Genomic DNA, 15,458 nt, shown 5'->3' on the forward strand with positions numbered 1-15,458 from the left:
CTAAGGCCGTGTTGTTTTAACTTTGCTAACTCACCGCAGGAATGCTTATGTCTGAATACTTCGCCATTGTAGAGTGGCAACGCCAAACCGATGAAGCTTATACCGACAACCATTACAGCCGAGGCCACCATTGGCACTTTGATGGCGGCCAAACTGTTGCCGCCTCGTCGTCACCGCATGTGGTGCCGCTGCCTTACTCGGTAGAAGCAAACGTTGACCCAGAAGAAGCTTTTGTTGCCTCACTGTCTAGCTGCCATATGTTATTTTTCTTATCCATTGCCGCGAAAAACCGTTTGGTAGTGGATAGCTATGAAGACAAAGCGGTAGGAATAATGGCCTTAAATGAACAAGGAGAAATGGCCATGACAGAGGTAAAGCTCAACCCTAAAGTGATTTTTTCAGGGCAAGAGGTGAGCCTAGCTAAGCTTGAGAAAATGCATCATCAAGCCCACCAGCAATGTTTTATTGCCAACTCCGTGAACAGCAAAATCACCACTAATATTGTGCTGTAGTGCTAAACCAGCCAATAAAAAAAGCCTTGGTGAGACCAAGGCTTTAATGAATAAACAACTAGCTTGTTATTTGCTAAGTCTTTTTCTTGAAACACCAAATCCAAGCATCGCAAACATAGCTAACAAAATAGTACTCGGCTCAGAAACCTGCGTTACCGGCAAAGTGCTCTCTACAATGAAAGTAAGTTTATAATCGATACCTTCCACACATTCAGGGCTATAACCTGGAAAATTAACCACATAGGTTTGTGCACAGGTGTTGCCTTGATCAAGCAGGCTACTCAAGTAAATACCTTCAGTAACATCTAAACTTGGTGCATCAAAGCTTTTGCCATTTAAACCCAAAACCCCATCTTCTAGTTCAGGAATGGTAAAAATTTCTGGCGTTGTAGAACTCTCTTCAAGGAACCAAGTTGGCGCAGTAGCGCCAAATGTAGTTTGTTGGCGATAATCAGGTGAAATAGGTGTGCCGAAGGTCCAATTAATACCAGGCAAGTTGGTTCCCCAATCGATACTGGCTCCCACTAAACGCATACCTGCAGTGATGCCAATATTGAAAACATCTCCGCTGTCCAGCGGGCTGTAAATTGAACCATAAAAGGCGTTCTCACCTTCCACTAAATTGAAAAGTGCAACATCATCGACCCCACCAATGGTGTCAAAATCACCAGCAGGCAAACCACCTTCTGCAACTACATCTGCCTCATCAAAAGACCCATTGTAATCAACAACTATCACTCCAGCGTGGGCGTTACCTAACACCAGTAATAAGCTTAATACCAATGAATGACGTAGATTCAGCATGTTTAATTCCTTTTTAGGATGTAGCAAGTAATTTCCTACATATCACTAAACACGGATGCACTTGTCATACCAAAACACTAATATCTTTTAAAACAAGTAGTTAATAAATAATAAGTGATTCAAAAAAAATATTTGTATAAATAGCTGACATTAAAGCAGTGTTTATAATCTGTAAATTCTAAGATTTTATATTTATTCAGCTTTTAAATGGTGAACTCATCAAGCAGCGCATTTTTCACAGGTAAACAACGCTACCACTCCAAATAACCATTCAACCTCAGCAATGGCAGCGCTAAGGATTAACTTATAAGGTTTTAATGACAATCCAATGCTAGCCGCAATTTACAGAAAAGCGTCGCCATCGATAACGGTACTCTCAATCCATTCATCCTTCGCTATCGGCATTTAGTCCGGCGGTTTTGCCTTTTATCGCATCATGCAGCTGTAAGGGAACATCAATCGTAATCTTGCTCATGTACTCAACTGACAAGGATTGATCATGAAAAAGCTTACTTTAGCCAGCCTACTACTTGTTTGCTCTTATTCAGCAAGCGCTAGCATTAACGAGCAACAACTTGCCTCTTACTTTCAAGCAGCTCAAGGCGACTACTCGCAGCTAGATTCACTGTATAAAGAGTTACAACTCGCCCATCAGCAGCAACCTTCAGACCCTTGGACTTTGTTCTATCTAGGCGGCACCGAGACTCTAAAAGGTGACGATGCTTGGATGCCTTGGAGCAAAATGCGCTACACCGAAGATGGCTTAGCACGCATGGATAAAGCCTTAAATTTGATTGGTGAAGAGCAATGGCAGCAGCAATATCGCTACCTTCCTCAAGCGATATATATGCAGGCAACGGCCGCAGTTACCTTTACCAGCGTGCCAGACTTTTTTAATTACCAAGACCAAGGTATGCAGTTGTTCAAACAAGTACTTAATGACCAGCGCTTTTTGCAATCTCCTGCGCAAGCCACTTCTTGGGTGTACCGCTTTGCTGTAGAGGCGGCCTTAAACAATCAGCAACCGGCACTGGCTCAACAATGGTTTAAGCAACTTAAGCAAAGCGGTGTAAATGATGATTACAGCCAGCTCACCGCGCAGCTAATGGCTAAACAAAACAAGAGCTAAGGACAGAATATGTTGCAATTTAAAGGCTTAAGTAAGTTTTACCAAACCGGCCAAGTAAGCCAGCAGGCGTTAAACAATGTTAATGAACATATTCGAGCTGGTGAAATGATTGCCCTTTGCGGCCCATCAGGCTCAGGCAAAAGCACCTTACTTAATATTTGTGGCTTGTTAGATCTTAGCTACCAAGGCGAGCTGTATTTTGATGGGGTAAAACTGGATAAAGATCCGCAGCATTGTATGCAGCTAAGGCGACAACAGCTGGGCTTTGTATTCCAACGCTTCAACTTGGTGCCTGTAATGAGCGCCTACGAAAACGTAGAGTACCCGCTAATGCTAAATAAAGTGCCTAGCCAACAACGCAAGCAGCGCATTATGCAAATTTTAGATGCAGTAGGCATGGCCGATTTTGCACAAGCTAAACCCGACCGTTTGTCGGGAGGCCAACAACAACGCATTGCTGTGGCACGAGCTTTGATTCACCAGCCACGCTTGGTCATTGCCGATGAACCAACAGCTAGCCTCGACAGCCACACCGCCCACCAAGTTGTAGAGCTGATGAAGGCCATTGGCAAGAGCCACAACACTACATTTGTGATCGCCACTCACGATAACCGGATGAGTGAACACTGTGATCGACAAATAGAACTACTAGACGGACAGGTATTATCCAAGGAGGTTAGCGCATGCGTCGCCTAAAACATGCATTACTTAATGTGCAACGAAATCGCCGCCGCAGCATTATGTCGGTACTTATTATCGCCATTGCGGTAATGGCCTTGGTCACCTCCGGCGGGTTTGGCTTGTTTACCTATCAATCTCTCGCCGAAGCTGCAGCACGCGACACAGGCCATTTAACCTTGTCTAGCCCAGAGTATTTTAATGAGCAAGAAGACACTCCCCTGCAATACGGCTTAGCGAATTGGCAACAGCAGCGCCAAGGCTTAATGGCCTTAAACGGCATAAAGGCGGTGCAACCGCGCATCGAATTTAGCGGCTTAATTAGTAACGGCGACAAATCGGCAATTTTTGTTGGCCAAGGCGTATTGCCCAGCGAGTTCACCCAGAAAGGGCCCTTTTTAGACCTAAAGGCTGGTAAATTGCTCACCGAGCAAAGTGACCAAGACTTGCCACAAATTCTGCTAGGCGACGAGTTAGCTCGCAACATGAAGGTACAACCAGGTGATTGGCTAACGCTGCTTAGCACCACCACAGAGGGCGCGCTAAATGCCTTCGACTTTACCGTGCAAGGCATTGTTTCTACTGGTGTTCCAGAGATGGACAAACGCCTAGTGTATATCTCATTAAGTGATAGCCAAGCCCTGCTCGCCACCGATAAGGTGAGCCTAATGTCGGTATTTGCCTTCGCTAATCAAGATGTTAGCCAGCTCAAACAACAGGTTGAGCAACAGCAACCAAGTTTGTTGGTAACGCCATGGTGGGAACAGGCCTTCTTCTACGAAGCGGTAAAAGGCTTGTACAACCGCATCTTTGGAGTGATGGGCTTTATTATGGCGCTAGTGGTGTTTGTGTCGTTATTTAATACCTTGAGCATGTCGGTCACCGAGCGAACCCGAGAAATAGGCACCCTATCAGCCTTGGGCACTGCCAATTCAGAACAGCTAATTGGCTTTGTATTAGAAGCTGTAGTTCTGGCCTTAATTGGCAGCCTAATAGGCGTGCTACTTAGTGGCTCAGTATCATTAACGCTGCTATTTGCTGATATTCAAATGCCTCCTCCACCGGGGCGCAGCGTAGGCTACCCACTACATATTAGTTTCTCATTCATGTTGGCTGCCATCGTCTCTTTAGGCGTGGTGTGTATATGCGCATTGGCGTCTGCCATTGCTGCAAACAAAGGCTTAAAAAAGCCCATTACCGAGGCACTTATTTATGTTTAGTCTATTTAAACTGTGGTTATTAGGTAGCTTGTTTAGCATTGGTTTAGTGCAAGCGAATGAAGAAGTTAGCCTGCGCTTGCTTGAAGCCGACAGTTACCGCTTACAAAGCGCATCGGCCAAAGTGGTTACCGAGGTGAGTCAATTTGATAAACAGCAGCTAAAAAAGAAACACCGTTACAACGTGTATATTCGCCCGGAGCGTGAATCATTGGTGGTGTTTAAAGAGCAATCGGAGCTGGGGCAAAAAATGCTGATGCTTGGCGACAACTACTGGCTGCTTATGCCAAATAGCCGCAGGCCAATTCGCATTACACCCATGCAAAAGCTATTGGGAGAAGCCTCGGTAGGCGACATCTCCACCCTCACTTGGAGCGAAGATTACCAAGGCGAGTTGGGTGAAGTTAGTGAGTTAGATGGGGTAACGGCTCTGCACTTACAATTGCAGGCTAAAACCAGTGGTGCCAGCTATCAAAAAATAGACTTGTGGGTGGATCACCGCAGCAATTTCCCACTAAAAGCCGACCTCTACTTAAAGTCTGGCAAACTGGCAAAACAAGCTTACTTTGAGCAAGGCCAGCGAGATGGGCGAACCGTAGTTAAAACCATGACCTTGGTTGATAGCATCCAAACCAATAAAAGCACGGTGATTGATTACGAGTCGGTGCAAGCGCATAGCCTTGCCGACAAATACTATAACCCTGCCTATTTAAGTAAGCAGTCTTTAGAGCAGCTTTAAATATGCTACAAACAGCTATTTAGTCGCAAAAGGCTCTCAAGCACCTAGATAATCGTGAGGATTTAACAGTTAAATACCTCACGATTTAACTAAATTAACCGCATTATTGATCGAGAACCCGCGCCAGCCCTTGTTCCTTGTATTTCAGCTGGTAAAATCCTTTCCCAGAATTTTTAAGCATCGAACAAAAAGAGCATCCCTATGGGCAGAAGTTTTGAAGTACGTAAGGCCTCAATGGCCAAAACCGCTGGTGCAAAAACCAAGGTTTATTCTAAATACAGTAAAGAAATCTACGTTATCGCTAAAAATGGCGGTGCCGATCTAGAAGCTAACTTGCAATTACGCAGTGTTGTAGACCGCGCTAAGAAAGATCAAGTTCCTAGTCACGTAATCGATAAAGCTATCGACAAAGCCAAAGGCGGCGCTGGCGAAGACTACGTTCCAGCACGTTACGAAGGTTACGGCCCAGGCGGCTGTATGGTAATTGTTGACTGCTTAACCGATAACAACAGCCGTACCTTTACCGACGTTCGCCAAGCCTTTGTAAAAACCAAATCTAAGATTGGTAACCAAGGCAGCGTGGCGCATATGTTCGACCACCAAGCTATTTTTGCTTTTAAAGGTGACGACGAAGACGCCATTCTAGAAATCCTATTAATGGACGACGTGGAAGTTACCGATGTAGAAAGTGAAGACGGAATGATTACCGTATTTGCTCCACATACTGAATACTTCAAAGTTAAAACTTCATTAACTCAAGCCTTGCCTGAGTTAGAGTTTGAACTAGAAGAAATTAGCTTTATTCCGCAAAACTACACCACCATTAGCGGTGATGACGTGGCGATGTTCGAGAAATTTCAAGCCATGCTTGATGACTGTGACGACGTGCAAAACGTGTATCACAACGTAGAGCAAGAATAACTCTACTGGTTTTTACCAAGCCTGTTCATCAGGCTTGGTGACCTTTACTTCCTCTTCTCGGTATCGACTCAAATTTTGGCTTAATGTTTTGCAGCGCCTTGCTTGATTGCCAATATAGATACACACTAAAAGTCTAATTTGTCAGTTAAGTCTGTTTATATGCCCCAGCTAGATCCTCGCCAGCAATTACGCAAACAGATACGCCTACAGCGTAGCGCCTTAAGCCCTTTGCAACAACTAGAGGCCAGCCAAGCCATTCTTGAATACTTGCAAGACGATCCCGAGCTTATTCCTATGCAACGGGTAGCACTCTATTTAGCCTTTGACGGCGAGCTTGATTTGAGCCTGTTAATCAATTGGCTATGGCAACAAGGCAAACAGGTTTATGTGCCCTTAGTTGACCCCACGAAAAATGGCGAGATGTGCTTTCATCGTTACCAAGCCAGTAGCCCCTTACAAGCCAATAGATTTGGCATTGGCGAACCCATCTTCGATGCCAAACAGGTAATTGACGCTCAGCAACTGGATTTAATATTAGCCCCCTTGGTAGCCTTTGACTCGCAGGGTAACCGCCTAGGCATGGGCGGCGGCTACTACGATCGCTTGCTGGCACAAATCAGTGGAGATAAACCTTTAGTTATTGGCCTCGCTCACGATTGCCAGCAAATAAACGAAGTGCCGGTTCAAGCATGGGATCAACCACTTAAACGGATTATTACCCCTAGCAGATATTGGTGCTGGTAATAACTAAAACAGTAATAATAAAAGCGCCGAAAAAAGCGCCAAACGAGCATGGCGTTAACGCCAGCGCTTGGTTATAATCCGCGCCAAACAAGCGGGCTACTTTTGCCCTCCCCCTCACTTTGCTCGGAGCACTGTAATGACACAAGATGAAATGAAAAAAGCCGCTGGCTGGGCCGCATTGGAATATGTTCAAGAAGACACCATTGTTGGCGTAGGCACAGGCTCTACCGTGAACCATTTCATTGACGCCTTAGCGACCATGAAAGACAGCATTAAAGGGGCTGTTTCAAGCTCTGAAGCGTCTACCGAAAAGCTACTTGCTTATGGCATTGAAGTGTTTGATTTAAACAGTGTGAGTGACTTGTCGGTTTACGTAGACGGTGCCGATGAAATCAACGAACAAAACCACATGATCAAGGGCGGTGGTGCAGCCCTAACCCGTGAAAAGATTATTGCCGCGGTTGCCGACCAGTTCATCTGTATCGTAGACAATACCAAAGAAGTGCCAGTATTAGGCAATTTCCCTCTTCCGGTTGAAGTGATTCCAATGGCCCGTAGCTATGTAGCGCGCGAGCTGGTTAAGCTTGGCGGCGACCCAGTTTACCGTGAAGGTGTAGTAACCGATAACGGTAACGTGATCTTAGATGTTCACAACATGAAGATTGTAGATCCAGTGACAATGGAACGCGACATTAACGCAATTGTAGGTGTAGTAACTAATGGTCTATTTGCTGCTCGCGGCGCAAATGAAGTGATCATTGGCACCCCAGAAGGCGCTAAAAAACGCTAATCAAGTAAGACCTTAAAAAAAAAGAGTGCATTGCGCGCTCTTTTTTTTGTGAAATATTCCAACACCCCATAAATAATCTCGATCAAGCACTAAACCAAACCCTCACTGCAACATTAAAAACTACAAAAAAATCATCGTATAGAATAATAAACACATCATGAATAAAATTTGATGTAATAAAATTACATTCCCTAAGTGCTGCTTTTTTGCTAAATTTAGCCGCTCGAGCGGTAACATGGGTATTAGGAAGCAAACATGGCAAAGTATTCGTTAGGCAAGGAAAAAATCAAAGTATTGTTGTTAGAGGGTTTACACCCTAGCTCACTGCAATCTTTCCAATCTGCGGGTTATGAAAATGTAGAAATGATCAAAACCTCGCTAGCAGAAGAAGAGCTGATTGAAAAAATTAAAGACGTTCACTTCATTGGTATTCGCTCCCGTACAGACCTAAACGAACGTGTGCTAGCAGCAGCAAACAAGCTTGTTGCAATTGGTTGTTTCTGTATTGGTACTAACCAAGTTGACCTTAAAGCTGCTCAGCAAAAAGGTATTCCAGTATTCAACGCACCGTTCTCTAATACTCGTAGCGTAGCTGAACTAGTATTAGGTGAAATTATTTTACTACTACGTGGCATTCCAGAGAAAAACGCCAAAGCACATCGCGGCGAATGGATAAAATCGGCCGACAACTCTTATGAAGCACGTGGTAAAAAGCTAGGCATTATCGGTTACGGCCATATTGGTACTCAGCTGGGTATTTTGGCTGAAACCCTAGGCATGCAAGTTTACTACTACGATATAGAAAACAAGCTATCTTTGGGTAACGCCACCCAAATCGCCGACCTTGACCAACTACTAGCAATGAGTGACGTAGTAAGCCTACACGTACCAGAAACCGCGCAAACCAAGTACATGTTTGGTGAAGCGCAGTTTGCCGCTATGAAGCAAGGTTCTATTCTGATTAACGCCTCTCGCGGTACGGTAGTTGAGATTGAATCTTTGGTATCGGTATTAGTAAGCAAAAAGCTTGCTGGTGCGGCGATTGATGTATTCCCAACTGAGCCAAAATCAAACAAAGAAGAGTTTGTATCTAACTTACGTGGCTTCGACAACGTAATTCTTAGCCCACACGTTGGTGGTTCAACCCAAGAAGCACAAGAAAATATCGGTATTGAAGTAGCGTCTAAACTGGCTAAATACTCTGACAACGGTTCAACCTTGTCTGCAGTTAACTTCCCAGAAGTAGCACTACCAGAGCACACTGGCACTAGCCGTTTATTGCATATTCACCATAACCAACCGGGTGTGCTAACCAAAATTAACTTGGCCTTTGCCGAAGACTCAATCAACATCGCAGCCCAGTACCTGCAAACCAATGACAGCATTGGCTATGTAGTGATTGATGTAGAAACAGCGCAAGCCGAACAAGCGATTACTAAGCTTAAAGAAATTGACGGCACTATTCGCGCCCGAATCCTTCACTAAGCTTTATTGCCCATATAGAAAAAGCCAGTCATTCGACTGGCTTTTTTGTTGCTCATTTCAAAGCAAACAGCCTAAGCAATTTGCGTCATCTCATTCAAGGTAAACTCTGCTACTGCGCCCTCAGTGGCCGCCATGTACTCTGCTAAGTGAGTATTGCCCATGTGGGTTTGCCATAGTTCACGTGACTCCCAGTTTTCGTAAAACATAAAGTGCGCTGGGTTTTCATTGTCTTGATGCAAATCGTAGTTAATACAGCCTTCTTCGGCTCTAGTGATATCTATCAGCTTAAGCAGCTCTGCTTTTACTAACTCAATTTTGTCTGCATTTGCTTTAATGTTTGCAACGATAGTTAACTTGGCCATTTGGCTATCCTCTAAATAAGTAAATTGCTGGTTCGCTTTAACGGGTTAAATAGTAGCCTTTTGCATACAGCTCAATAAACAGGGTAATATTTGAATCATTATCAAAAATAAATAGACAATAAAAGGTGCCGTTATGCTACTGGAAGATTTACAGGTAATTTTAAAGGTAGCAGAATGCCGCAGTATTACAGCCGCTGCAGCCAAGCTAGATATGCGTTCAGCCACGGCTAGTGCCGCACTAAAGCGCGTAGAAAGCCAACTAGGTGCGGAGCTATTTATTCGAACAACCAGACACCTGCGTTTATCTGCCGCGGGTGAGCGTTATGTTCCGCAATGCGAACAAGCGCTGCAAATGCTTGAACAAGCCAAACAAAATATGAAACACGATTTGGATGTGATTGACGGTGAGCTACGAATCGCTCTTTCTTCTGATCTGGGAAGAAATGTAATCAGCCCCTGGCTAGATGAATTTATGTCGCACTACCCTGCACTAAACCTGCGCAGCAGTATTAGCGACAGCAACATCGACTTTTATCGTGATTCAGTAGATATGGCTTTGCGCTATGGTTCACCCAGCGATGCCAGTGTTTACGGCTTCAAAATATGTAACGCTCCACGGCTATTGTGCGCTAGCCCAGAATATCTATTAAAACATGGGACGCCCAAGCACCCTAAAGAGCTAAGCAAACACAACGGCTTGCTCTATCAGCTGCACGACATTGTTCATGATGTTTGGCGCTTTAGTGATGAGCAACAAAGCTACAAGATTAAAATGACAAGCAACAGAGCAGCAAACGATGGCGATTTAGTAAGGCGCTGGTGTGTAGCCGGCCATGGGCTGGCGGTTAAATCTAGCTTAGATATGGCTTCTGATATCTTAGCCGGTAACTTAGTGAGCATGATGCACGATTACCAACCTACTCCTACCGAGTTATGGCTTATTTGCCCCAGCCGCCAATCAATTACTCCAGCGATGCGTTTGTTACGGGATAACTTGCGGGAGAATACCCAGCAACTACTCAAAAAGCTGGTTAGTCAAAACATCCTAGAAGCTAGCGTGCTTAACTAAGTGATGAGTGCAGGGTTTAATCGGTTTCATCATTTACAAGGTTAACCAAAAAGGTATAATTCACCAAAATTGGTTTACCAATAAAATGGAGTTTAGATGACTGCCCTTACGGTTCTTGGATTAATAGCAGCTAGCTGTACCACTTTGTCGTTTGTCCCGCAGGTAATTCACATTATTAAGACCAAGAATGTTGCTGGAATTTCATTAACCATGTATTCCATATTAACCACTGGCGTAGGTCTGTGGATGATTTACGGCTTCTTAATACAAGATTTATCGGTTTTTTTAGCCAATATTATTACCTTTATCCTCGCCTCCTGGGTGCTGATTCTCACCATTATTCAGCGTATTAAATCATCTAAAAACAAGGCTTAATCGCTCCTAAAACCGCTGTTCCTAATAGCGACTGTGAAGCGGTCTACACTTTAAGTTGTTATCTTACGCTACAGTAAGTAACTGCCAAATTAGTTAAGGCCGCCCTAAACAAATAAGGAGCAATAGTGAGATCGTGGATACTTAGCATATTATGCCTGTATAGCTTTTCTTCTTTCGCCGCTATAGAAGTGTCGATTATTGGTGACCAAGGCACCTTCTCAAATTACCAGCAAGTGCTTGAGCTAAAAGGCGGCAACCCAGCCCAAATCAGTGATTATCAATCGCCCTACTCAGATCGCGCAACCGTAAGCTTGCTGCTGTTAACTCAAGCCCTTAGCTATAGCGATTTGCAGTATTCGCTCACCTTTGTAACCTCGCCGAATACCGGTCGCAGCCTGCGAGAGTTGAAACAAGGCAATGTGGCGGTATATCAAGCCGACATCTGGGAGAGTGACTTTGATGATAGTACCTACAAATCGGTGGCTATTATCCCTAAGAATACCTTTGAAAAAGGCTTTTATGTAAACCAAGGTTCTCCCCTGCTCAGCCAAACCTTAACTCATGAACAGCTCAGAGAATTACCCATCAGTGTGGGAAGTACTTGGTATCAAGACATAGCCCAGTTACAGCGTAGTGGCTTTAACAACATAGATAAACTCAACCGAAATCAGTCATTGTTTGGCATGTTAAGTAAGGGCCGAATTAACGTTGCCTTTTTAGAGTTCCCGAATACCCCAGATCTAGCCATTCAAGATAGTTATGGCAGCTTTTATCCGATCCCTAATATGAAAATAGAATTTCAAGAAAGCCGTCATTTTATGGTGTCGAAACAGCACCCACACGGCGCTGAAATTGCTCAAGCCATTGATCAAGGCTTAGCTGAGATCATTCGCTTAGGTTTAGTTGAAAAAGCCATTCAGCAATCAGGAGTTAAACAGCAGCGGGTTAGCCACTGGCAATCATTAAGCGCCCCTTAGTCGAAGCATACTTAAGCCACCAGCATCATACTAAACAGACATCACGCAGCTTTATATAACTAAGCAATTAAGCCATCAGCTTGTAAGACTATCATGAGCCAAGAGTAATGAGTCACAAGCTAATTGTTGAAGTTTAGTAACGAGAGTAGAAAGGACAAAAAAACACCAGAAGCCGATCTTGCACTTCTGGCGTTATAGCCACACTGGATTATTTAACAAACGGATTCATTAAGGTGTGGCTACAATTCTTGTATCACCTGGCGCAAAGCCAATCATTACATCGACATGCTTACCGCTGATCGTATTAACCACGATAAACAAGAAGTAGCAACAGACTTTCCCAGTAGATAAACCACGTATTGGTATATCAATAAAAAGGAGACCGAAGCCCCCTTTCTTACTTATGGTTAAACGTCAAAGTGCGCTACTTTTTCGCCTTATTAAAACGGCGCTGATACATGCCGCCATTTAACCGCTTAGCAGCATCAACCATTGGCTGATATGGCACATCGGTTATGCCTACAAAACCCACATTGTAGTTTTCACCGTCAAACGAACGCCCAGTAATCGGTGAATCAATGTATTGGAACCAATGTGCGCCGACAAAATATGGGTTGTCGATTACTGAGTTTAAGTAATCTTCAAACATCTCGCCGCGCTCGGTTTGGTCATTAGCCGTCACCAAACCTGCGTGGAAGAAACCTTCTTTAACGCCAATATGAAACTCACCAATAATGCTCGGCATATCTACTTCAGCCAAAAACTTCCAAGGTTCTGGATGTAGCCCTTCTTTGTAGTAGTTGTAACTTACAACATCCACATGTTTTGCAGCCGCTCTTACCACCTCTGGATTACAGCCCCAATCAGCAAATCGAGCCCCCAAATACAAGTGATTAGGTAATTGAGCTTTAAGCGACTCGTTTACCACTTTGAAGTATTCGCTGGCGTACAACTCTAATAACATGGAGTAGTCACTAAGCTGTGCTTCGTTATGGGCTAAATCACTAACGCCACCAGCTACTGCTTGCCAAGAGTCGATGTTCGTCCCCCAAGCTTGATTAAGCTGTTCTACAGTGCCGTACTTGTCTTTTAAGGCTTGAGTGAATACCGCCTTAGTTGGGCTTTCTTCATCGCTGCGACCTAGAGTATGGATCGCAATACCATAATGGCCATTAATGGTGCCCATTCGGCCCCAGCTTTTCTCATTATCAATGAAAATACCCACACACCATGGTGAACCTTGCATTTCGGCTTTAACTTGGCTTACCGTTGCTTCGGCGCGCTCTCTAAATACCGGGTCGAAAGGATCTGGCAGTGGCGCCCAAAAGTCATCGCCACTAGTCACTGTTTTAAAGTCACCAATAATCCAGCCATTGGCGAAATAAGGAATTTTGTCGTTACTGTAAAATTCTGGAGCAGTCCAATTACCTAAACAAGAAAAGCCCCAGTTAAGCATGCGGTCCATGGTAACTTCGCGCCACTTGCCCATGTAATCGGCGCCATCTTGACCGTACTTGCGCTGTAGATTTGCCGAGTAGAAACTAAAGATCTCGCCGCGATCAACTGGCCCTTCAAACAGCTCACGCATATAGCTGTAATGCTCAGCTAAGGGGTCGTCGTAGCTAGGCAACCAATCAAAAAAGTCTCGGCGAGTTTGGTTAGCAACATAGGCTGAATCAAAGGCTTCTTGGCTAATTTCGAGCTTTTCTTTAGAGTCTTCAGGAGTTACATCGTCATCGCTACGCGCAGCCACTTTTGAGTGGTCGTAATCAATACCGGTAATGGTAAATGAGTTTGCTAGGCGAATAATGTCGAGGCCGGTAGCAAAGTATGGGTAGCCATCGGGGTCAACTAACGACCATTTACCGTCGATTTTTTCGGTACGGAAAAAGCCGGTAGCCTCTAGCTGCGGACCTCCAGTGTAACCACTAAAGCGCGAACGCTGGGGCATAGCACCTTGCTCTAAGGCTTTAAGCTCTTTGGCTGTAACCGCCAATAACTCTTCTTCAGAATGCACTTTTTCCGCGGTTTCTACTAAAGCATTTTGACCAAACTTATCTAAACAACCTTTAAGAAAATTGGGATTACATTCCGGGGTAAAAATCACTCTAAAGTTATCTAACACCAACTGATGATCAATCAATGTACCGTGAATGCTTAGTTCAATTTTGGCAACAGCACTTAAATCGATGTTCATCTCGCCCCACATCCACGTTGCATAGTGAAATGGCGTATCCCAGGCTGCAGGGTTAGAGCGAAAACCCGATTCATAGTTAAGCCCACCCTTTAAAAACTCACCCTTAAGCTCGTTTAAATAGGTTTTGCAAGAACCGCCCGCCACGTTAATGCTGCGGCTATGCATTTGCCCCTGCTTGTCGAAGATATTGATGAAAATCTGTGTTGAACGACGGCCTAAGTTTGTGACGTCAAATGCAAAACTAAAGTTAGGAAGCGCACTCCAATCAAAAGGCTGCTCAGGTTCGATAAAGATTGAGGTGTAAAAGTTTTCTTTGCTATGTGTAGTAACTTTTAAGGCTTGCGAACCAGTAGTAATGCCGTTGCCTTCACTTACCAGTTCTGCGTCCACGTTGCTAAAACTAAAAGCCTTAGGAATTTGCTCAGCAAAATCATAAATCAAAATTGATTGCTCATGCTCAGATATAGTTTTAGCTGAGTCAGCCCTTAAGCGCGTTTCCATTATGTATCCTCAAATGATTAGCGTCCTGATAGCCATGGCAGAGTCTAGGCAATATAACTAAGCCATAGAGAAAACTTAACTAACAAACCTTAAGTATTAAACTTTCTAGCTGCCAAGCGACGCGTTAAAACAGAAAAATATCTAAGGGTAATAATGACTTCAGCCAAACAAATGTCAACCAATTCAAATTATTGGAAAACCAATTTTTGCAAACTTGTGAACCATGCCTCGTGTTAGCCAAGCTTAAGCGTAAACGAAGTGCTAAGCCTTAATGCTTTAACCCTAAGTCAATAAAGGTATCACTATGGGGTTCGACTAGCATAACAGTCAATATTGCTGGGATTTTTTATGGTGAAGTAAACAGCAGCGCGCAGGCTAACTGGCATTAATCAAGGAATATCAGTAGTGATGGGTGAAAGGCTAATAAGCGAATAACAGCAAAAAAGAATCCACTTAGCCTTGGCTAAGTGGATTTAGTGCACTTACAAAGCACTAACAGGGATCTTAACCACCGCTTTGCGCACTTGGCGAGGCTCGGCTACCGCACAAAGAGGACGGTGAACTTCATCTGGGTAAAACACTGCAAAGTCACCTTTGCCAAGCTTAACCATTTGCTCATTGCTCGCTTGCTCAAAAAACGCCACATCATTTTCAAGTTCGGTTAAGGCTAAAGCTTCTTCGGCTAGTTCGTGGGTATAGCCAATTTGCTCTTCGCCGTCTAACACGATTTGAATATCTAAATGCTGTTTGTGAATTTCCGCTTTACGCTTAGCAAATTCTTCAGTTTCTGGCGACATTAGTAATACAAATACACCTTCACCAGAAAGCTCATATCTACCGTCTTCTTTCTCAGCAGCTAAAGCCATCGCTTCATCAATCCAGGTAACAAAGGATGGATTTACATATTTTACTAAAGAGAGCTTATTCACGTTTCCAAATAACATTGATTACTTCCTAC

16 protein-coding genes are annotated in these 15,458 nt (G+C 44.1%); 12 read left to right on the forward strand and 4 right to left on the reverse strand.

From position 1 onward, the window contains the following. The first annotated feature begins 47 nt into the window (after positions 1-47). The gene (locus OV592_RS17465; protein WP_406609485.1) at positions 48-512 is read left to right on the forward strand and encodes an OsmC family protein; all 465 of its coding nucleotides are present in this window, start codon (positions 48-50) and stop codon (positions 510-512) included. A 66-nt stretch (positions 513-578) separates the two neighbouring features. Here the strand turns inward: OV592_RS17465 and OV592_RS17470 are convergent, their stop codons facing one another. Beyond that, positions 579-1,316: a PEP-CTERM sorting domain-containing protein gene (locus tag OV592_RS17470; RefSeq protein ID WP_406609486.1), complete on the reverse strand. Its 738-nt coding sequence runs from the start codon at positions 1,314-1,316 to the stop codon at positions 579-581. 499 nt (positions 1,317-1,815) lie between these two features. On the opposite strand from OV592_RS17470, the gene OV592_RS17475 reads away from it, so the two are divergent. From OV592_RS17475 to serA, 8 genes are all read left to right on the forward strand, one after another. Next, the gene (locus OV592_RS17475) at positions 1,816-2,445 is read left to right on the forward strand and encodes a hypothetical protein (protein WP_406609487.1); all 630 of its coding nucleotides are present in this window, start codon (positions 1,816-1,818) and stop codon (positions 2,443-2,445) included. A gap of 9 nt (positions 2,446-2,454) precedes the next feature. Then, positions 2,455-3,141, forward strand: a complete 687-nt coding sequence (locus OV592_RS17480; protein WP_406609488.1) for an ABC transporter ATP-binding protein — start codon at positions 2,455-2,457, stop codon at positions 3,139-3,141. Beyond that, complete coding sequence (locus tag OV592_RS17485) at positions 3,129-4,343, forward strand: ABC transporter permease (RefSeq protein WP_406609489.1); 1,215 nt, start codon at positions 3,129-3,131, stop codon at positions 4,341-4,343. The genes OV592_RS17480 and OV592_RS17485 overlap by 13 nt, the downstream gene beginning before the upstream one ends. Continuing rightward, positions 4,336-5,079, forward strand: a complete 744-nt coding sequence (locus tag OV592_RS17490) for an outer membrane lipoprotein-sorting protein (RefSeq protein WP_406609490.1) — start codon at positions 4,336-4,338, stop codon at positions 5,077-5,079. The genes OV592_RS17485 and OV592_RS17490 overlap by 8 nt, the downstream gene beginning before the upstream one ends. Before the next feature lie 201 nt (positions 5,080-5,280). After that, a complete protein-coding gene (locus OV592_RS17495; protein WP_016403196.1) occupies positions 5,281-6,000 on the forward strand; it encodes a YebC/PmpR family DNA-binding transcriptional regulator in 720 nt (239 codons plus the stop codon). Between the two features lie 159 nt (positions 6,001-6,159). After that, complete coding sequence (locus tag OV592_RS17500) at positions 6,160-6,744, forward strand: 5-formyltetrahydrofolate cyclo-ligase (RefSeq protein WP_152780344.1); 585 nt, start codon at positions 6,160-6,162, stop codon at positions 6,742-6,744. 136 nt (positions 6,745-6,880) lie between these two features. Further along, the gene (gene rpiA / locus OV592_RS17505; protein WP_152780346.1) at positions 6,881-7,534 is read left to right on the forward strand and encodes a ribose-5-phosphate isomerase RpiA; all 654 of its coding nucleotides are present in this window, start codon (positions 6,881-6,883) and stop codon (positions 7,532-7,534) included. Between the two features lie 255 nt (positions 7,535-7,789). Next, positions 7,790-9,019 (forward strand): phosphoglycerate dehydrogenase, encoded by a 1,230-nt coding sequence (serA, locus tag OV592_RS17510; protein ID WP_406609491.1) that lies wholly within the window; start codon positions 7,790-7,792, stop codon positions 9,017-9,019. A 71-nt stretch (positions 9,020-9,090) separates the two neighbouring features. On the opposite strand, the gene OV592_RS17515 is transcribed toward serA, so the two are convergent. Beyond that, complete coding sequence (locus tag OV592_RS17515) at positions 9,091-9,381, reverse strand: putative quinol monooxygenase (protein WP_016403201.1); 291 nt, start codon at positions 9,379-9,381, stop codon at positions 9,091-9,093. Between the two features lie 133 nt (positions 9,382-9,514). Between OV592_RS17515 and OV592_RS17520 the strand changes: the two genes are divergently transcribed. From OV592_RS17520 to OV592_RS17530, 3 genes are all read left to right on the forward strand, one after another. Further along, complete coding sequence (locus tag OV592_RS17520) at positions 9,515-10,450, forward strand: LysR family transcriptional regulator (protein WP_406609492.1); 936 nt, start codon at positions 9,515-9,517, stop codon at positions 10,448-10,450. Between the two features lie 96 nt (positions 10,451-10,546). Beyond that, the gene (locus OV592_RS17525) at positions 10,547-10,825 is read left to right on the forward strand and encodes a SemiSWEET transporter (protein ID WP_040307515.1); all 279 of its coding nucleotides are present in this window, start codon (positions 10,547-10,549) and stop codon (positions 10,823-10,825) included. 125 nt (positions 10,826-10,950) lie between these two features. Further along, positions 10,951-11,802 (forward strand): hypothetical protein, encoded by an 852-nt coding sequence (locus OV592_RS17530; RefSeq protein WP_406609493.1) that lies wholly within the window; start codon positions 10,951-10,953, stop codon positions 11,800-11,802. Positions 11,803-12,226: 424 nt separating this feature from the next. Here the strand turns inward: OV592_RS17530 and OV592_RS17535 are convergent, their stop codons facing one another. Both OV592_RS17535 and OV592_RS17540 read right to left on the reverse strand, forming a co-directional pair. Further along, entirely contained in the window at positions 12,227-14,500 is a 2,274-nt protein-coding gene (locus tag OV592_RS17535; RefSeq protein ID WP_406609494.1) for a beta-galactosidase, read from the reverse strand. 482 nt (positions 14,501-14,982) lie between these two features. Further along, on the reverse strand, positions 14,983-15,444 hold the full coding sequence (locus OV592_RS17540) for a YhcH/YjgK/YiaL family protein (protein WP_406609495.1): 462 nt from the start codon (positions 15,442-15,444) through the stop codon (positions 14,983-14,985). Between the last annotated feature and the right edge of the window lie 14 nt (positions 15,445-15,458).

The sequence above is a fragment of the Agarivorans sp. JK6 genome, assembly GCF_045277145.1.
GTDB lineage: Bacteria > Pseudomonadota > Gammaproteobacteria > Enterobacterales > Celerinatantimonadaceae > Agarivorans > Agarivorans albus.